Below are 18,041 nucleotides of genomic sequence, written 5' to 3'. Positions count from 1 at the left end.
GTCCTGAAAAGGGAGGTGTCGCAATGGAAGTTCAATTCCAAAATTTCCGATGTTTCAAAGACACGGGGCGTATTCCAATCCGACCAATTACTCTCCTTATCGGGGAGAATAGTTCGGGTAAGAGTTCATTCATGGCGGCGTTACACCACATCTCAACTCTACATGAGGGTGTGAATGGATTGAACCGCGAACCATTCGACATGGGTATGTTCAACAACATCTTGTATAAATCAACAGGTCAACCAAGTTCCCGCAAAATCAAATATAGTTTCGTTACGGATGAAGGGAGTTCACTTCAGTGGCATTTTGGGAATGACGCTGGTGAACTTCAGGTTAAGAAATTAGAGATTATACGGAATGATGGAGTTAGTTATTTTGCGACGTCGACGCCTTCAAAAAGAGTACGCGTTCGATACGAGATTAAACGAAACAAACAAACAGAGGGTATATTCAAATCGAAAGATAAATCCTTCACCAAAGATAAATTCATCACCATAGAAAACGATATCGCAACAGTTGAATACACTGTGCGACCTGACAAATTCTTGCAAGACTCTGAAAGGATGCAAGAGTATTCAAAGTCGTTATTCCCAAGTTTTCAAATGTTATTATTTGGGTTGTCTACCTCACCTGAATTTGGGCCAAGGAAATCTCCTGAGAACAAAAGACGCTCGAAAAGTGAGTCGGTTATTCGCTTCATACCCGATCTGATTTCGTCATTTATGGGTTTTGAAAATTGTTTGCCCACCTGCCAGTGCGCAGCTCCAATCCGGAGTTATCCTCAGAGGTTTTATTCATTTATTCATTCAAAAAAGGCAGAGCCTGATCCTCAGGGAATGAATTTCGCAGTCCAGATGTATCAGCTAGGACGCCAAGAACCACGGCGCTATGAAATGGTGCAGGAGAAGTTAGTCGAGTTTGGCAACAAAGCAGGACTTTTTGATGGCATCGATCATTCGTCGATAAATGATGACTTAAGTCAGCTTTTCGAGATTCAAATAACTACCGGAGAGGTGAAGGCAAACATAATTGACGTCGGTTATGGTGTATCACAAGTTTTACCGCTCCTTTTTAGCGTATTAACTTTACCCGCTAATACAATGTTCTTGGTTCAACCACCTGAGGTTCATTTACACCCTCGAGCTCAGGCGGAGTTTGCGACTTTCATATCTCGTGCAATTGAGGGAAATAAGAAATTTCTCATCGAAACTCACAGCGACTACATCTTAGATCGCCTTACCTTTGAGATAAAGAATGGGACCATAAGCCCAAAAGATGTTGGTCTTCTATTTTTTGAAAAACGCAAAAATTGCGTAAAAATCCATTCAATTCACTTAAATGAGCACGGTATTCCGGTTGACGCCCCGAAATGCTATCGCGCGTTCTTTGACGCGGAATATGAAAAGGTCTGGTTATGAAAGGTGGATTTATTGTTGATGCGTGTGTTTTTTCAGATGAGTTGCTTGATGATAGGGTCCGTGAACTCATCAATTCAGATAAGAAAAAAATACTCACATCTGAAGGCACAAGGTTTCATCGTGAATTGGTGAATGCAAATAGAAACTTTTTCAAGCTTGCGGCATCCAAGGGTCGGGTCGAATATGTAAAATCTGAGCACGTCATAAAGAAAAGTTGCCAATTGAAGGAACTCAAACGTCGTAGGTTCAAACGAACATCTGCTAGAAACCACAAGGAAGCTTTGATCAAAAGTAAAGATTATGACGCTATCGCGATCGGAATTACGGCACGTGCAAGTTGCTTAATTACAAAAGATAACGCATTATCTGAAGATTATCCGATACTTAAGGAAATTGAAGCCAAGCTCAGGTGTCAATTCAACAATCCGAACTGGAAGGGTATAAAACCAGTCGCAATCAAGCCATGTACAACACCAGCAGCGTCGATAGATAGACATTTGAAAGCAGCAAAATACAGGTCGACGGCTTGCGATTGTGATTTGAAGACTTCAGGTGGTTGTTAACCCAATCCCCCTTCCCACCATCGGTTCCCTGTGGCACATCTGTTGTCATGGATGACAGCACCACCACCCCGCCGCCGACCGACGCCGCCATTTCGCTGGCCGACCGCGTGACCCGCATCGCGCCGTCGCCGACGGTGGCGATCTCGACGCTGGCGCTCGACCTGCGCGCCGCCGGCCGAGATGTCATCGGGCTGGCCACCGGTGAGCCTGATTTCGACACCCCGCCGCATGTCAAGGAGGCGGCGATCCGCGCCATCCATGACGGCCACACAAAATACACCCAGGTTGACGGCATCCCCGAATTGAAGGCCGCCATCTGCGCCAAGTTCGAACGCGAGAACGGGCTGCATGTGACGCCCGACATGGTGTCGGTCGGCACCGGCGGCAAGCAGGTGCTGTTCAACGCGCTGATGGCCACCGTGCAGGAAGGTGACGAGGTGATCATCCCGGCCCCCTATTGGGTCAGCTTTGCCGGCATTGTCGAGGTCGCCGGCGGCAAACCGGTCTTTGTACCGGCCGGGTTCGATGACGGGCTGAAACTGACGCCGGATGCGCTGGCCGCCGCCATCACCCCGCGCTCGCGCTGGGTCATCATCAATTCGCCCTCGAACCCCACCGGGATGGGCTATTCGGCGGCGGAACTTGCCGAATTTGCCGCCGTGATCCGCCAGCACCCCGGACTGATGGTGGTGTCGGACGATCTGTATGAACATCTGACCTATGACGGGTTCGAATTCGCCACCATCGCGGCGGTGGCGCCGGATCTGGCGGGCCGCGTGCTGACGCTGAACGGGGTGTCGAAATCCTATTGCATGACGGGCTGGCGGCTCGGCTTCGCCGCCGCGCCGCCGCCGCTGGTCAAGGCGATGGCCAAGCTGCAGTCGCAATCCACCTCCAGTCCGAACAGCATTGCCCAGCACGCCGCCATCGCGGCGCTGAACGGGCCGACCGATTTCATCACCGCCAACAACGCCGCCTTTGCCCGCCGCCGCGACAAGGTGGTGGCGGCGCTGAACGCCATTGACGGCATCACCTGTCCGGCCCCCGACGGCGCGTTTTATGTGTTCGCCGATATCAGCGGCCTGATCGGGCGGGCCCGCCCCGACGGCAAACGCATCGAAAGCGACAGCGATTTCGCCGCGACGCTGCTGGAACTGGGCGAGGTGGCGATCGTGCCGGGAATCGCCTTTGGCCTGTCGCCGGCCTTCCGGCTGAGCTTTGCCGCCGCGGACGATGTTCTGGACGAGGCGCTTGGCCGGATCGCGCGGGTCGTCGGCCAGCTGTCCTGACGCGCGCATCGCCTCACTGCTGCCATAATGACCGGGTCATATGGCAGCTGGAGACAATTTCACCGCAGGGAGACACGCCATGCTGATCCGCACCCGTCGCAGCTGGGAACTGCCCGAATCCGCCGCCACCCCGGAAACAGTCTGGATGAACCGCCGCGAATGGCTGAAGGGCGCCGGTCTTGCCGGGCTGGGACTCGCCGCCGCGAATTTTGCGCCGGCCGCTGCGCTGGCGGCGATTGGCGGCTATCCCTTCAGGCGCAATGACGTCTATGGCCTGGACCGCGCGGTGACCGACGAGGAACTGGCCACAACCTATACCAATTTCTATGAATTCGGGTCGTCCAAGAATATCTGGAAGAAAACCCGCAAGATGGTGACCGACCCGTGGGCGGTGACCATCGACGGCATGGTCGAGGCCGAAATGACGATCGATGCCGAGGCGCTGGTCTCGGCGATGGGCGGGTTCGAGGAACGGCTGTACCGGCATCGCTGTGTCGAGGCGTGGTCGATGGCGGTTCCCTGGTCGGGTGTGCCGCTTGCCAACCTTCTGAAGGTCGCAAAGCCGCTGTCGGGTGCGAAATATATCCGTATGGAAACCTTCCTCGATCCGGATGTGGCGCCGGGCCAGAAACAGGGCTGGTATCCCTGGCCCTATGTCGAGGGTGTGACCATCGAGGAGGCGCAGAACGAGCTGTCCTTCCTTGCCACCGGGATCTATGGCAAGCCGCTGCCGAACCAGAATGGCGCGCCGATCCGGCTGGTCACGCCGTGGAAATACGGCTTCAAGGGGATCAAGTCGATCCGCCGCTTTACCTTTACCGACCAGCGCCCGGTTTCGTTCTGGGAACAGCTTGCGGGCAATGAATATGGCTTCTGGGCGAATGTGAACCCGAATGTGCCGCATCCGCGCTGGTCACAGGAAAGCGAACGCATGCTTGGCTCCGACGAGCGCGTGCCGACCCTGCTGTTCAACGGCTATCGCGACGAGGTCGAATATCTGTATGCCAACCTGCCGGTACGGGACCAGCGGGAGCTGTATTATTAGGGGGCTTGGTCCTGCGCCCGGAGCCGCTGGAGGGGCAGAGTCCCCCGCGAAGGTTTGATTTTCCGTTAACGCCCCAGCAGGTCCAGCAGCTTTTCTGCCAGCCCGTCCATCTCGTCCAGACGCTCGAACGGTCCTGATGGGATCCTGTCGCCAAGCGGCACTGTATGGCCGGCGGCGAACATCGCGTCGTGAAAGGCGCGGATGCGGCGGCGCTCGCCGCTTGGATTGCCGGCGCTCGTCTTCCGCCAGGGCGCGATCATCACTGGCTTGCCGCTGATCGCCGCCTCGCTGACCATATTCACCGAATCGGCAGTGACGATGGTGGCCTGTGCCAGCCCCAGCACCCCGGGATAGATATTCGGCTCGTCATCCTGTGGCAGCATGACCTGCCCGTCCGGCAGTGCGGCCGTGATCCGGTCAACCAGCCCGTCCGGCGTCCGCCGCGAGGCGACAAGCAGAAGCTGGGCCTCGTTGTGATCGGCAAAGCCGGCAAGGCGCGTGGCCATCGCGTCGGCCATGTCGGGGGTCACGCGATAGCGTCTGTTGTCACCACCCAGCATCACCGCCACCGCGGTGCGCCGCGTCGCACCAAGCCAGCGCGAGGGCAGTTCCATCATCGCCCGCTGGATCGACCCCAGTGTCAGGCGGTTCAGCGACCCGGTGGTCACCATCACATTCGGCCCGCGCGCCGCGTCATGGCGCGGCACCACCAGCGCATCGAACAGGCGCGGCGACAGGCGCGGGTCCTGGATATGGATGATCTGCGTTGCGGTGCCGGCGGCATGGGCCCGCCGCCGCAGCGCCAGCGCATAGCCGGCCATCCGCCGTCCGCAGGTGATCAGAATGTCGGGAAAGCGTCCGGCATCGGGACGCGAGAATGGCTGATCGGGCCGTGCGGCGGCATAAAGTGGCAGGCCTGGCATCCATGCCGCCAGTCGCGGCATGAACCGGACCATATTGTGGGGCGATATGGTGAACTCGGCGCCATCCCAGCCGGGGCGGGCCCGTTGCAGCGCCGCGGCAAGCGCCATGGCCTGAACCCGCATGCCTGCCGTGCCGTCGCTGACGGTCCAGATCTGAACGGCATTGTCCCGATCCGGTTCGGTCTTGCGGGAAGTGGCATCCTGCATTGCGGCCTGTCTCCTGATAGCGGCCTGTCTCCTGATAGCGGCACGATTTCATTCGTAGGAAATACGGGGGTGTTACGCAATAATATTTCGCAATTTTCTTGCGCCGGGACAGGGCCGCATTTAGTCTTGTCTCAGGATCCATGCAAATGCATGGCCTGAACCATTTCACAAATCCGAATACGGGGCATCATGACAGGCAAGGTGAAGCTGGACAGCGTCGACCGCCAGATTCTCGGCGATCTGCAGGATGACGGGCGCATGACCAATGTCGATCTGGCCAAGCGCGCCGGCATTTCGGCACCGCCCTGCCTGCGCCGTGTCCGCGGGCTGGAGGATGCCGGCATCATCCGCGGCTATCATGCCGATCTGGACCCGGAATCGCTCGGCTATACGGTACAGGTCTTTGCCTTTGTCGGGCTGACCAGCCAGGCCGAGGCAGACCTGCAGCTGTTCGAAGAGATGGTCACCTCATGGCCGCAGGTGCGCGAATGCCACATGCTGATGGGCGAGACCGATTTCCTGCTGAAGATTGTCGCCCATGACTGGGATGATTTTCAGAAATTCCTGACCACCCGCCTGACGCCGGCACCGAATGTCAGCCATGTGAAGACGGCACTTGCCATCCGCTCGGCCAAGAACATGCCGGGTGTGCCGATCGACGGGCTGGATGCGGGTTAGGGGCTTTCAGTCAGCTTTCCGATCTTCCGACTGAAAGCATCCACTTCGGGCAACTCTGCATCGACATGAATGGCTCGATGACAGTTGGCACACAGGAGTGCGAGATCATCCATCCCTGTCAGGCTAGGTCCTTCGGCAAGCGGGCGTTTGTGGTGCACCTCAAAGATGCTTTTTCGATATTCAGATGGATAGCTTTCTGCCTCAGTGCCACAGCACTCGCATCTCAGGACCCCGTATCTCTTCTCCACAGCTCTCAATTTTGTTTCGCGAAGTTGAGGTCTTCGTTCTCGGCGGTAATGGCTCAGGAGTGTCTTTTCACCTTCTGACAGTTTTTCGTCGGCATCTTCCCTTGCTTCCAGGTTTTCGAACCGCTCGGCTTCTCCGTCGCTATGCATATCTCTTTGTGATTTGGCGACATGAATTTCGTTAACGGCCATTTCCTTTGAAGGGTAAGGTTTGTTTACCATGCCCCATGTGAGGTCCAGTATGCCTCGATAAAAATCGAGCTCATTAGTCCTGTGCTGTTGCACAAGTTCTCTTCGTATAACGAGGATTGCTTTGTCCAGAGCTAACGGCGACCCGACTCCACCGAGATCAAAAAACATATCTCTCTGTTGCACAGATAATTTGTTCCAATAATCCCGTACGATTTCCTTTTTATGCTTTGTGCTCACCATCCGCTCGAAGCTGTCAGGAAACAATAAAAAAACTAGCGCGTGTCTAAGCGGAAGTACGTCGCCAGAATTATACAGATCGTTTTCCAAGAAATTGTCGCAATGTGACGCGAACTCAAACGCTGATTCCGGTTCCAAAAGGTGAAGTTTCTCTTCGTCTGACAAGGATTTCCAGCTTTGTAGAAACTTTGTCAAAAACAACTGCATATACGGCAATTTCTGCAAATACGCTGGTCCGGGTTTTCCTATTCCAAGCAGAACCCCCTCTGATAGAAGGGGGCTTTCGGGCATCGGTAAGCGACCCCATGAAAGAATGCGCGCAATATCCTTCCTCTTTGTCGATACGAGAATTTTTGAATGGGGATCAGTTTGATCCATTTGCTTGCCGATCGGAAAAAGACGAACGAACCAGAGCAATTCCGCTTGGAGCTGGATGCTGTCAGCAGAAGCGTCCTTCATTTGTATGATTAGCTTCTCCCAAAATTTTCCTTCTTGCTTTTGGAGAAATTGCAGACGCTGATAGAGCGCTTGAATGTTCTCAAGTGTCCATATTTTAGCGTCACTGAACAGCGCACCGTCATTCAGTAGGCACCGCTCCTTCCAAACATCTGCTGCCGCATAAACCTCTTCCCGCCAGGGAAGATCATTCCAACGCGCCATCACGCCCTCCCGTCTGTGTGGACGGGAATGGTGCGTCATTACTCGTTAATTTGTCGTTAAAGTCGGCGCAGGCAGCGGAACAAAAGGCTCGCCCCTACCCCGCCACCTTGCTCATGTCGAACAGGGCAATCGACAGGATTTCATAGCTTTTCACGCCGCCGGGGGTATGCACCTCGGCCGAATCCCCCACCGATTTGCCAATCAGACCGCGCGCGATCGGTGACGATGTCGATACCAGCCCCTTGGTGATATCGGCCTCATAGGGGCCAACGATATGATAGGTGGATTCCTCGTCCGTATCCTCGTCGGCGACCTCGACCGTGGTGCCAAAGGTCACCTTCTCGGTACTCAGCTTGGTGGCGTCGATGATTTCGGCGCGGCTTGTCACATCCTCAAGCTCGGAAATCCGTCCCTCGACAAAGGACTGGCGTTCACGCGCCGCGTGATATTCGGCATTCTCGGACAAATCGCCATGCTCGCGCGCATCGGCAATGGCCTGAATCACGGTCGGGCGCTCATGCCCCTTCAGGTGTGCGAGTTCCGCCTTGATTGCGTCCAGCCCCTGGGGCGTGAAAGGAATCTTTTCCATCGTTCTGTCGCCGTTCAATCCGTCGCTGTTAAGCTCATAGACATTCAGACCGTATCATGGCCCCTGATTAACCCGTTTGCACAATGCCTTGGCACATGCGGCTCCGCCCATAAAATCCCGATTGGGGCAATGACCCGAAAACGCCACATCGCGCCAGCATCCCCGGATCACCTGCAGCCGTGGGACGCAGGGCTGGTGTCAGCTGGCTATGTCGGACAGGAAATCCTGCAGTGTGCGAACACCGAGGTTGCCCTGCTGCAGGGCCCGAATGGCCTGCGCCGCAGCACGGCTGCCTGATACCGTCGTATAATAGGGAATTTTGTTCTTTAATGCCGTGTGACGCAAGGAGAAAGAATCCTGCATCGAGGCAGCGCCCATGGCGGTATTGAAGACAAGTTGGATATCGCCTGACAGCATCGCATCGACAGCATGCGGGCGGCCTTCCATCACCTTGTTGATGCGGGTAGCCGGCACGCCGGCCTCTGTCAGCATCCCGGTGGTGCCGCCAGTTGCCAGAATGTCAAACCCGAGATCGACCAGATCGCGGCAAATCGCGACAAAGGCTGTCTTGTCCTCATCCCGCACCGACACGAACACCTTGCCGGCAAGCGGCAAATCGACCCCGGCACCAAGCTGGCTCTTGGCGAACGCCCGACCGAAATCACTGTCGATTCCCATCACCTCGCCGGTTGATTTCATTTCCGGTCCAAGGACAACATCGCTTCCGGGGAAGCGGGCGAAGGGGAAGACGGCTTCCTTTACCGCGACATGGTTGAGCGAGATCTCGGACAGCGCAAAGCCGGCCAGCTTTTCCCCGGCCATCACGCGCGCGGCAATCTTGGCTAGCGGCACGCCGGTGGCCTTGGCGACGAACGGTACGGTGCGGCTTCCGCGCGGATTGACCTCGAGAAGATAGATGCGGTCATCCTTGATCGCGAACTGCACATTCATCAGTCCGACAACGCCAAGCGCCCGTGCAAGATCTTCGGTCTGGCGGCGGATTTCGGCAAGCAGCGTGTCCGACAGGGTCTGTGGCGGCAGCGAACATGCGGAATCACCGGAATGGATGCCGGCTTCCTCGATATGTTCCATGATCCCGCCGATATAGACGTCGGTGCCGTCGCACAGCGCGTCGACATCCACCTCGATGGCATTGCTCAGGAAACTGTCGATCAATACCGGATTGTCGCCGGACACAACCACAGCGTCCCGCATATAGCGTTCAAGGTCGGCAAGCTGGTGAACCACCTCCATCGCCCGACCGCCAAGGACATAGGACGGCCGGATCACCACAGGCAATCCGACGGTGGCGACGATGTCGCGGGCCTCTTCAGCCGAATGCGCGATGCCGTTATGTGGCTGGCTGAGCGCAAGATCATTGACCAGCTTCTGGAACCGCTCGCGATCTTCGGCAAGATCGATCGCATCCGGGCTGGTGCCAAGAATTGGAATGCCGGCCTCTTCGAGTGCCGCCGCGATTTTCAGCGGCGTCTGGCCGCCAAGCTGGACAACCACACCATGCATGGTGCCGGCCTGGGATTCGCGCCGGATGACTTCAATGACATCTTCATCTGTCAGCGGTTCGAAATACAGCCTGTCGGACGTGTCATAATCGGTCGACACCGTCTCCGGGTTGCAGTTGATCATGATCGTCTCGTAGCCGGCATCCGCCAACGCATAGCAGGCATGGACGCAGCAATAGTCGAACTCGATACCCTGGCCGATCCGGTTTGGCCCGCCACCGAGGATGACAACCTTCTTGCGATCTGACGGCGCGGCCTCGCATTCGGCCCCAAGCACCGGCTCATAGGTCGAATACATATAGGCTGTTTCGGCGGCAAATTCGGCGGCGCATGTGTCGATGCGCTTGAAGACCGGATGCACGTTGGCGGCGCGGCGGGCCTCGGCCACTTTGGCGGCCGGTATACCGGCAAGTGCGGCAATCCGGGAATCGGCAAATCCCATCGATTTCAGCTGCTGCAGCGACGCTGCGTCTGTCGGCATGCCGTCAGTGGCAAGCGATGCCTCTGCCGCGATGATGGTGGCGATCCTCTCGAGGAACCATTTGTCCCAGCTGGTGATGGCGTGGAGATCGTCGATCGACATGCCGGACCGAAGCGCCTGCGCGATCCTCAGGATGCGGAAGGGCACGAATTCGCCAAGCCACCCGCGGAGCGGGTCGCCGCCAAGCGCCTCGTCCGGTTCCGGCATCGGCACTTCGTCAAGTCCCGACAGGCCTGTCTCCATCGACCGCAGAGCCTTTTGCAGGCTTTCCTCAAATGACCGGCCAACGGCCATCGCCTCGCCGACAGATTTCATCGAGGTGGACAGCTTGGCGTCGGACCCCGGGAATTTTTCGAAGGTGAAGCGCGGGATCTTGGTGACGATATAGTCGATCGTCGGCTCAAAGCTTGCCGGGGTCACGCCTGTGATGTCGTTTGCCAGCTCGTCGAGCGTGTAACCAACGGCAAGTTTCGCCGCCACCTTGGCAATCGGGAATCCTGTTGCCTTGGATGCCAGCGCCGAAGACCGGCTGACCCGCGGGTTCATCTCGATGATGATGATGCGCCCGGTATCCGGGCAGACAGCGAATTGTACGTTCGATCCGCCGGTATCGACGCCAATCTCGCGAAGCACGGCAAGCGAGGCATCGCGAAGCGCCTGATATTCCTTGTCGGTCAATGTCAGCGCGGGTGCCACGGTGATCGAATCACCGGTATGAACCCCCATCGGATCCATATTTTCGATCGAGCATACAATGATGCAGTTGTCGGCGGTGTCCCGCACCACCTCCATCTCGAATTCCTTCCAGCCAAGGATCGACTCCTCGATCAGCACCTCGCTGACGGGCGACAGCCGCAGGCCGTTCCGGACAATCTCTTCGAATTCGGCGTGGTTGTAGGCAACGCCGCCGCCCTCGCCACCAAGGGTGAAGGACGGGCGGATGATGGCTGGCAATCCAACGATGTCCAGCGCCGCGGCAGCATCCTCGTAATTATTGACTGTTCTGGCGCGGGCACATTGCAGGCCGATCTTTTCCATCGCCAGGCGGAACAGTTCACGGTCCTCCGCCTTTTCGATCGAATCAGGTCTGGCGCCAATCATTTCGACGCCGAATTTCGCCAGGGTGCCATCCTTTTCCAGTGCCAGCGCGGTGTTCAGCGCCGTCTGTCCACCCATGGTCGGCAACAGCGCGTCAGGCCGTTCAGCCTCGATAATCTGCGCGACAGTCGCCGGTGTGATCGGCTCGACATAGGTGGCGTCGGCCATTCCCGGATCGGTCATGATGGTGGCCGGATTGGAATTCACCAGAATGACCCGGTATCCCTCGGCCTTGAGCGCCTTGCAGGCCTGCGCCCCGGAATAGTCGAATTCGCACGCCTGGCCAATGATGATGGGGCCAGCGCCGATGATCAGAATGGAGCTGATGTCGTCACGACGCGGCATCTTTATCCTTTCCGCCCGTCCATGAGCGCAGTGAACCGGTCGAACAGGTAACGCGAATCATGCGGACCGGGTGAGGATTCGGGGTGGTATTGCACGCAGAAAGCAGGCTTGTCGCGATGCCGAAGGCCTTCGATCGAGCCATCAAAAAGTGACAGATGCGTAACCTCGAGCGTTTCCGGCAACGAGTCGGGATCGACAACAAAGCCATGATTCTGGCTGGTGATCTCGATCCGACCCGTGGCGAGATCCTTGACCGGGTGATTGGCGCCGCGGTGGCCACGCTCCATCTTGTGTGTCCTCGCCCCCATTGCCAGTGCCATCAGCTGGTGGCCGATACAGATCCCGAAGACCGGCATGTCAGCCTCGATCAGGGCAGCGATCTGTGTTGCCGCATAGCCCGCGGTCGCGGCGGGATCGCCGGGACCGTTCGACAGGAACACCCCATCGGGTTGCATCGCCAGAATGGTCTTGGCATCGGTTTCGGCAGGCACCACCGTGACATCGCACCCGGCATCCGTCAGGCAGCGCAGAATGTTCTGCTTGCAGCCGAAATCCATCGCCACAACACGGTGTGTCGCCGCGCTGGCGCGGTGGCTGGATGTGGCGATATCCCAGCTTCCCTCCTGCCAGCTGGTCTCGGCATCAATGGTCGCCTCGATTGCCAGATCCATGCCGGCAAGACCGGGCCATTCATTGGCCATTCTGGTCAGGGCCGGAATATCGAAATTGCCATCCGGCGCGTGGCAAAGCACACCGTTTGGCGCGCCGGCGTCGCGAATGCGGCGGGTCAGGGCGCGGGTGTCAATCCCGGCAATGCCCGGCAGACCGTGACGTTCCATCCAGGCCGGCAGCGGCGTGTCACTGCGCCAGTTGGCAGGTTCTGTCGGCAGCTGGCGGGTGATCATGCCAAGTGCGGTCGGTGTATCCGTTTCATAATCCTTGGCGTTGGCACCGACATTGCCGATATGCGGGAAGGTAAAGGTGATGATCTGCCCGGCATAGGACGGGTCAGTCATAATTTCCTGATAGCCGGTCATCGAGGTGTTGAAGCAGACCTCGCCGACATTTGTCGTCGCGGCGCCAAACCCGTAACCTTCGAAAACTGAACCATCACCAAGAACAAGAACGGCGGTCGGTTTCGCCCGACCCTGGTTTGGCGCGGCACCGGTCCGGCCAGAGTTCATGTTCTGCGCCATTGAGATCCCTGCAGCAAATCGTCTATAGTGGTGACCCTGTAGCGCGATGCCGACCGACGGATCCCCGTCAGCGGCGGCGACTCTGCAGAGCCGGTGTGTGATACATAAGGCATGGCAGCCGGTCAAGTGGCTGCCGGCCTCAAATTGTGACCACCTCTTGCGAAATATGTGTTTTGTCGCTAAGACCCGGCAGCCTTCAGGCGTTACATGACTGGTGCCCAGGCTATACGGACAGATTTCAGGGCGGGGACATTATGGCAAATTTGCGCGAAGATATTGCCGAGGCAATGAAGAATGCGCTGAAGGCAAAGGATCAGACAGCGCTGGCAACCATGCGCCTGATCAGCGCTGCGCTGAAGGACCGCGACATTGCGGCACGCGGCAGCGGCAATCAGGATGGAATCAGCGACGAGGAAATCCTGTCGATGATGCAGACAATGATCAAGCAGCGGACCGAATCGGCAAAGATGTATCGCGATGGTGACCGTCCCGAGCTGGCCGAGGCCGAGGAAGCTGAAATCGAGATCATCATCAGGTTTCTGCCAGCCCAGCTTGGCGATGCCGAGATTGCCGCCGCCATCGACGCTGCAATCGAGGCCACCGGCGCGGCTTCCATAAAGGATATGGGCCAGGTCATGAGCCATCTGAAAAGCACACATGCCGGCCAGATGGATTTTTCGGTCGCCAGCCAGAAGGTCAAGGCCGCACTTCTCGATCGCGGCTAGCCCGTCGGCGGCTTGCCGATTGCCGAAGCGGCACCCATTATGGTTCGGCATCATAGTCCGGCGTCTTGGTCCGGATCGTCAGGCCCCGCTTTCGGGGCTGGTCAGCCGTCTGTCGGAGTGGGAATGGCCGTACCGCCGGAATTCATCGAAGATCTGCGTCAGCGGGTGCCGTTGTCCGACCTGATCGGCAAGCGGGTAAAGCTTGTTCGCAAGGGGCGTCGGTTCAGCGGTCTGTGCCCGTTTCATTCGGAAAAGACACCGTCATTTTCGGTTGTCGACGATCAGGGCTTCTATCACTGCTTCGGGTGTGGCGCGCATGGCGATGCGATCTCGTTTCTTCGGGAAACAGATGGGCTGGATTTCATGGAGGCTGTCGAACGACTTGCCGGCATGGCCGGGCTTGCCGTTCCGCGAAGCGCCCCCGAGGATCCGCAGCGTACACGTCAACGCAAGGCCGCGCTTGATATACTCGAAGAAACAGCACGGGTCTTTCAGGCGGCTCTGCAGCGCAATGACGGCCAGACAGCTGCCGCCTATCTCAAGCGACGTGGTCTTGGCGAGGCGGTGATCTCGACCTACCGGCTTGGCTATGCGCCGCGAAGCGGGCTTCGTACCGCACTGGCGGCACGCGGGTTCAGCGATGATGACATGCTTGCCGCCGGCGTGATCAGGAAAAGTGACCGTGACGGCGAGCTGTATGATTATTTCCGCGATCGGGTGATGTTCCCGATCGAGGACCGCCAGGGTCGGGTGATTGCATTCGGCGCGCGGGCACTTGGTGATTCGCAGCCGAAATATCTGAATTCAGGCGAGGGACCGACCTTTTCCAAAAAAACCGTCCTCTATGGCTGGGTGCAGGCCCGCGAAGGGCTGCGACGCGGTCTGCCGCTTGTTGTCGCCGAAGGCTATATGGATGTCATCGCGATTCAGGAAAGTGGCGTTGCGACGGCTGTGGCGCCGCTCGGCACGGCCTTGACCGAAGAACAGATCGGGCTGCTCTGGAAACTTCATGACGAGCCTGTCCTGTGTTTCGATGGCGATGCCGCCGGACAGCGGGCCCAGGCACGGGCGCTGGAACGTCTGTTGCCTCAGCTTCAGCCGGGCAAATCGGCGCGGCTTGCGGTGCTGCCGGCAGGCCAGGATCCCGACGATCTGCTGCAGAGCGAGGGCGGCGATGGTCTGCTGAAGGTGCTGTCAACGGCGCGCTCGCTTGTCGACAGCCTGTGGACAATCACCGGCGACCAGCACGATCTGCGCCAGCCGGAGCAGCGCGCGCAATTCTGGCAGGCGATCCGCGATCAGGTCCGGCAGATTGGTCATGGTCAGGTTCGCGGTGCCTTTTCAGACGAGATCGAGGCCCGGATCGCCGCCATGCGCACGGCCGGCAGGGCCAGAGGGGCCGGCGGCACATTTGGCGGCATGGCCCGGCCGCGCGTGCGTCGTCCTGCGGCTGGCGCCATTCACCGACACCGGGCCATCTGTGCGCTGATTCTGGCCCATCCGGAGCTGGTGCCGGACATGTTCGAATCGCTTCTTGCCATCGAGTCCGGCGATGTGGGCCTCGAAGCGCTGAAAAAAGCGGCAATTGATGCGGTAATTCGCGATCCTGACCTTGACGCGGCGGCGCTGAGGCATCATCTAGATGGGTTGAATTTGGCGGAAGCGATTGGCGTGCTTGAGGGGGACGAGATGAAAGCGCGAATGCCATTCGACCCAGGCAAAATTTCCGGCACTGATGCCGGCCAGCATTTAAGGGAGTTGCTCCAGCTTGTTGGCGGATCGTCAGGGCTTTTCTCCAGCGCGGCATCGGTGCCGCGTTGATTCCTGTTTCTGACCGGACCGATCCATTGACCGTTGCGGCCCGTCCGCACCAAGGCCCGACCGTACTAAGGAAAGCAGACGATATAAATGGCATCCAAGGCATCACAGCAGACCGAATCTGAAACCCAACAGCAGGATGGTGCCGTCGACGCGCCTGATACCGATGCTGCCCAGCAGGCGCAAAAGCTGCTGATGAAGCTTGGCAAGGAGCGCGGCTACGTCACGCATGACGAGCTGAACGCGGCCCTGCCAACCGAGGATTTCACCTCTGAACAGATCGACGAATTCATGTCCACTCTCAGCGAGATGGGCGTGTCTGTCGTCGAGGCCGCGGATGGTGACGATTCATCTGATGGTGATGAAGAGGAAACCCGTGCCGCGGGCAATGTGTCCGACAGCGATGTATCGGGCACGGACGACCCGGTGCGGATGTATCTTCGCGAGATGGGCAGTGTCGAGCTGCTGTCGCGCGAAGGCGAAATCGCCATTGCCAAGCGTATTGAAGCCGGTCGCGAGATGATGATCGGTGGGATCTGCGAATCACCTCTGACAATTCGGGCCCTGCTTCACTGGCGCGATCAGATCGCCGATGGCGTGGTGCCGCTTCGCGACATTATCGACCTTGAAACCACCTATGCCAAAATCAATGGCGGTCCGGTCGAGCAGGACGTGATGAGTTCGATGGGTGACGGTATCGATGATGCCGATCTTGACGAAGAGGAAGAAGAGGAAGACGACGAGTCCGAAGACGAGGAATCGTCCGATGGTGACGCCGATACCGACACCTCGACCCGCGATGCAAATACCGGCGATGACGGCGATGACCTGAACATGTCGCTTGCGGCGATGGAAGACGCGGTGCGTGACCACATGATGGCGCTGTTTGACGAGATTGCCGCGCTGTTCAAGCAATTCACCCGCTCGCAGGATCGCCGGCTTGCCAGGATGGCGGCTGATGAAGCGCTGTCACCCCGCAGCGAGACAACCCATCTCGAGTACAAGATCCGGCTTGTCGAACTGATGGAAGGCGTGAATTTCAATCCAGCGCGGATCGAGGCGCTGACCGACCAGCTGTTCACCCTGAACAAGCATGTCACGACAATTGATGGCCGGCTGTTGCGGATTGCCACCGATGCCGGCATTCCGCGTGACCAGCTTCTTGACGCCTGGAGCGGCCGCGAATGTGTCGAATCATGGCCTGGTGACGGCTATCGCAGCAATCAATGGCGCAAACTGAAGGCGCAGCATGCCGACGAGCTGGATGACATTCTTGGCAAGATCCGGTTGGTGGTTGACGATGTGGGGCTGCCGGTTGCCGAATTCCGTGACATCATCCAGACCATTCAGCGCGGTCAGCGTGAAAGCGCGCGCGCCAAGAAAGAAATGGTCGAGGCGAATTTGCGTCTGGTGATCTCGATTGCCAAGAAATATACCAATCGCGGCCTGCAGTTCCTTGATCTCATCCAGGAAGGCAATATCGGCCTGATGAAGGCTGTCGACAAGTTCGAGTATCGCCGCGGCTATAAATTCTCGACCTATGCGACCTGGTGGATCCGCCAGGCGATCACACGTTCGATCGCCGATCAGGCGCGCACCATCCGTATTCCTGTCCATATGATCGAGACGATCAACAAGCTTGTCCGCACCTCGCGCCAGATGCTGCATGAAATTGGCCGCGAGCCGACGCCGGAGGAACTTGCCGAAAAGCTGTCGATGCCGATCGACAAGGTTCGCAAGGTTCTGAAGATCGCCAAGGAGCCGATCAGCCTTGAGACGCCGATCGGCGATGAAGAGGACAGCCATCTTGGCGATTTCATCGAGGACAAGAATGCGGTGCAGCCGCTGGATGCGGCCATCCACGCCAATCTTCGCGAGACGACGACCCGCGTTCTGGCCAGCCTGACGGCGCGTGAGGAACGTGTTCTGCGGATGCGCTTTGGCATCGGTATGAATACCGACCACACACTGGAAGAGGTTGGGCAGCAGTTCAGCGTCACGCGCGAGCGGATCCGCCAGATCGAGGCCAAGGCGCTTCGCAAGCTGAAGCATCCTTCGCGCTCGCGCAAGCTTCGCTCGTTCCTCGAGAACTAGTGGTCACATCTTCGGATTGCGCGGTATGCTGTAGCGGCATGCTGTAGCGGCATTCTGGCATTGAAAAATGGCATTCGCCTCTGGCCGACCGGCCTGATGGGGTGTATATGCTGCATGGCGTGAAGATGATATGACAGGCGGGATCGCCATTGTCAGTCCACCCTTGGGGGCCTGTAGTTCAATTGGTTAGAACCCACGGCTCATAACCGTGTTGTTGCAGGTTCGAGTCCTGCCGGGCCCACCAACCTACGCCGCAGATAGCAGAAAAAGACCGCGTTCAGCGTCCGTCAAATGCGCGAAGGGCCGACCAGACGGAAATCGCGATCTGGCGAAAGGAGTTTCAGGATGGGTAAACCGGATATCAGGGACAATACAGCCGAGGAGGAGCGGGACATCCAGCGGCAGATCGCGGAGGACCCGGATACCTGGCCAACGTCGCCCGACGCAAGGGTCATCCGGCGCGGCCGCCCCGCCGGCGCCAGAAAGGCGCATGTTTCGGTGCGGCTCGATTTCGACGTTCTCGCGGCCTTGAAGTGACCACAGGAGAAGGGCTGGCAGACGCGCCTCAACCGGCTGCTGCGGGACGGTCTGAAACTGGATGCCGAGTGATGTCGGGAATTGTGGTGTCAGGTTCAAGTGCGGAGTAGCTCAGCTGGTTAGAGCAGCGGAATCATAATCCGCGTGTCGGGGGTTCGAGTCCCTCCTCCGCTACCAT

The 18,041-nt window shown here is 58.1% G+C and carries 14 protein-coding genes and 2 tRNA genes; 11 read left to right on the top strand and 5 right to left on the bottom strand.

The window, feature by feature from the left end:
- Window positions 1-23: 23 nt before the first annotated feature.
- The 4 genes from AB3X55_08595 to msrP all read left to right on the top strand — a co-directional run bounded on the left by AB3X55_08595 (window position 24) and on the right by msrP (window position 4,315).
- Window positions 24-1,418, top strand: coding sequence for an AAA family ATPase (locus AB3X55_08595; GenBank protein MEX0503637.1), 1,395 nt, complete (start codon window positions 24-26; stop codon window positions 1,416-1,418).
- On the top strand, window positions 1,415-1,981 hold the full coding sequence (locus AB3X55_08590) for a hypothetical protein (protein ID MEX0503636.1): 567 nt from the start codon (window positions 1,415-1,417) through the stop codon (window positions 1,979-1,981). Before AB3X55_08595 ends, AB3X55_08590 begins: the two co-directional genes overlap by 4 nt.
- Before the next feature lie 47 nt (window positions 1,982-2,028).
- Window positions 2,029-3,270, top strand: a complete 1,242-nt coding sequence (locus AB3X55_08585; protein ID MEX0503635.1) for a pyridoxal phosphate-dependent aminotransferase — start codon at window positions 2,029-2,031, stop codon at window positions 3,268-3,270.
- Window positions 3,271-3,349: 79 nt separating this feature from the next.
- Window positions 3,350-4,315: a protein-methionine-sulfoxide reductase catalytic subunit MsrP gene (gene msrP, locus AB3X55_08580; protein MEX0503634.1), complete on the top strand. Its 966-nt coding sequence runs from the start codon at window positions 3,350-3,352 to the stop codon at window positions 4,313-4,315.
- A 65-nt stretch (window positions 4,316-4,380) separates the two neighbouring features.
- Here msrP and AB3X55_08575 read toward each other — a convergent pair whose 3' ends face one another.
- Window positions 4,381-5,445 carry a mitochondrial fission ELM1 family protein gene (locus AB3X55_08575; GenBank protein ID MEX0503633.1) on the bottom strand — a complete coding sequence of 355 codons (1,065 nt, stop codon included), beginning with the start codon at window positions 5,443-5,445 and terminating at the stop codon, window positions 4,381-4,383.
- A 189-nt stretch (window positions 5,446-5,634) separates the two neighbouring features.
- Here AB3X55_08575 and AB3X55_08570 point away from each other — a divergent pair, with 189 nt between their 5' ends.
- On the top strand, window positions 5,635-6,123 hold the full coding sequence (locus AB3X55_08570; protein MEX0503632.1) for an Lrp/AsnC family transcriptional regulator: 489 nt from the start codon (window positions 5,635-5,637) through the stop codon (window positions 6,121-6,123).
- Here AB3X55_08570 and AB3X55_08565 read toward each other — a convergent pair.
- The 4 genes from AB3X55_08565 to carA all read right to left on the bottom strand — a co-directional run bounded on the left by AB3X55_08565 (window position 6,120) and on the right by carA (window position 12,689).
- A complete protein-coding gene (locus AB3X55_08565; protein ID MEX0503631.1) occupies window positions 6,120-7,457 on the bottom strand; it encodes an HNH endonuclease in 1,338 nt (445 codons plus the stop codon). The two genes, AB3X55_08570 and AB3X55_08565, sit on opposite strands and share 4 nt — an antisense overlap.
- Window positions 7,458-7,551: 94 nt before the next feature.
- The gene (greA, locus tag AB3X55_08560) at window positions 7,552-8,046 is read right to left on the bottom strand and encodes a transcription elongation factor GreA (GenBank protein MEX0503630.1); all 495 of its coding nucleotides are present in this window, start codon (window positions 8,044-8,046) and stop codon (window positions 7,552-7,554) included.
- Between the two features lie 198 nt (window positions 8,047-8,244).
- Complete coding sequence (carB, locus tag AB3X55_08555; GenBank protein ID MEX0503629.1) at window positions 8,245-11,493, bottom strand: carbamoyl-phosphate synthase large subunit; 3,249 nt, start codon at window positions 11,491-11,493, stop codon at window positions 8,245-8,247.
- Between the two features lie 2 nt (window positions 11,494-11,495).
- Window positions 11,496-12,689: a glutamine-hydrolyzing carbamoyl-phosphate synthase small subunit gene (gene carA / locus AB3X55_08550; GenBank protein MEX0503628.1), complete on the bottom strand. Its 1,194-nt coding sequence runs from the start codon at window positions 12,687-12,689 to the stop codon at window positions 11,496-11,498.
- Between the two features lie 254 nt (window positions 12,690-12,943).
- Here carA and AB3X55_08545 point away from each other — a divergent pair, with 254 nt between their 5' ends.
- From AB3X55_08545 to AB3X55_08520, 6 genes are all read left to right on the top strand, one after another.
- Window positions 12,944-13,414: a GatB/YqeY domain-containing protein gene (locus AB3X55_08545; protein ID MEX0503627.1), complete on the top strand. Its 471-nt coding sequence runs from the start codon at window positions 12,944-12,946 to the stop codon at window positions 13,412-13,414.
- Between the two features lie 123 nt (window positions 13,415-13,537).
- The gene (gene dnaG, locus AB3X55_08540; protein ID MEX0503626.1) at window positions 13,538-15,235 is read left to right on the top strand and encodes a DNA primase; all 1,698 of its coding nucleotides are present in this window, start codon (window positions 13,538-13,540) and stop codon (window positions 15,233-15,235) included.
- A gap of 87 nt (window positions 15,236-15,322) precedes the next feature.
- Window positions 15,323-17,326, top strand: coding sequence for an RNA polymerase sigma factor RpoD (gene rpoD / locus AB3X55_08535; GenBank protein MEX0503625.1), 2,004 nt, complete (start codon window positions 15,323-15,325; stop codon window positions 17,324-17,326).
- Window positions 17,327-17,493: 167 nt separating this feature from the next.
- Window positions 17,494-17,570 (top strand) — tRNA-Ile (locus tag AB3X55_08530).
- A gap of 101 nt (window positions 17,571-17,671) precedes the next feature.
- Window positions 17,672-17,863, top strand: coding sequence for a hypothetical protein (locus tag AB3X55_08525; GenBank protein ID MEX0503624.1), 192 nt, complete (start codon window positions 17,672-17,674; stop codon window positions 17,861-17,863).
- A 100-nt stretch (window positions 17,864-17,963) separates the two neighbouring features.
- Window positions 17,964-18,040: transfer RNA gene (locus AB3X55_08520), tRNA-Met, on the top strand.
- Window position 18,041 lies beyond the last annotated feature (1 nt).

The organism is Alphaproteobacteria bacterium LSUCC0719, from assembly GCA_040839025.1.
Lineage (GTDB): Bacteria > Pseudomonadota > Alphaproteobacteria > Puniceispirillales > Puniceispirillaceae > UBA8309.
Note: the sequence above shows the minus strand (reverse complement) of the source record. Positions and strands in the feature narration are given on the sequence as shown.

Bases quoted from the DNA above. Each gene is read 5' to 3' on its own strand.
- AB3X55_08595 (MEX0503637.1), top strand. From the start codon at position 24: ATGGAAGTTCAATTCCAAAATTTCCGATGTTTCAAAGACACGGGGCGT.
- AB3X55_08590 (MEX0503636.1), top strand. From the start codon at position 1,415: ATGAAAGGTGGATTTATTGTTGATGCGTGTGTTTTTTCAGATGAGTTG.
- AB3X55_08585 (MEX0503635.1), top strand. From the start codon at position 2,029: ATGGATGACAGCACCACCACCCCGCCGCCGACCGACGCCGCCATTTCG.
- msrP (MEX0503634.1), top strand. From the start codon at position 3,350: ATGCTGATCCGCACCCGTCGCAGCTGGGAACTGCCCGAATCCGCCGCC.
- AB3X55_08575 (MEX0503633.1), bottom strand. From the start codon at position 5,445: ATGCAGGATGCCACTTCCCGCAAGACCGAACCGGATCGGGACAATGCC.
- AB3X55_08570 (MEX0503632.1), top strand. From the start codon at position 5,635: ATGACAGGCAAGGTGAAGCTGGACAGCGTCGACCGCCAGATTCTCGGC.
- AB3X55_08565 (MEX0503631.1), bottom strand. From the start codon at position 7,457: ATGGCGCGTTGGAATGATCTTCCCTGGCGGGAAGAGGTTTATGCGGCA.
- greA (MEX0503630.1), bottom strand. From the start codon at position 8,046: ATGGAAAAGATTCCTTTCACGCCCCAGGGGCTGGACGCAATCAAGGCG.
- carB (MEX0503629.1), bottom strand. From the start codon at position 11,493: ATGCCGCGTCGTGACGACATCAGCTCCATTCTGATCATCGGCGCTGGC.
- carA (MEX0503628.1), bottom strand. From the start codon at position 12,689: ATGGCGCAGAACATGAACTCTGGCCGGACCGGTGCCGCGCCAAACCAG.
- AB3X55_08545 (MEX0503627.1), top strand. From the start codon at position 12,944: ATGGCAAATTTGCGCGAAGATATTGCCGAGGCAATGAAGAATGCGCTG.
- dnaG (MEX0503626.1), top strand. From the start codon at position 13,538: ATGGCCGTACCGCCGGAATTCATCGAAGATCTGCGTCAGCGGGTGCCG.
- rpoD (MEX0503625.1), top strand. From the start codon at position 15,323: ATGGCATCCAAGGCATCACAGCAGACCGAATCTGAAACCCAACAGCAG.
- AB3X55_08525 (MEX0503624.1), top strand. From the start codon at position 17,672: ATGGGTAAACCGGATATCAGGGACAATACAGCCGAGGAGGAGCGGGAC.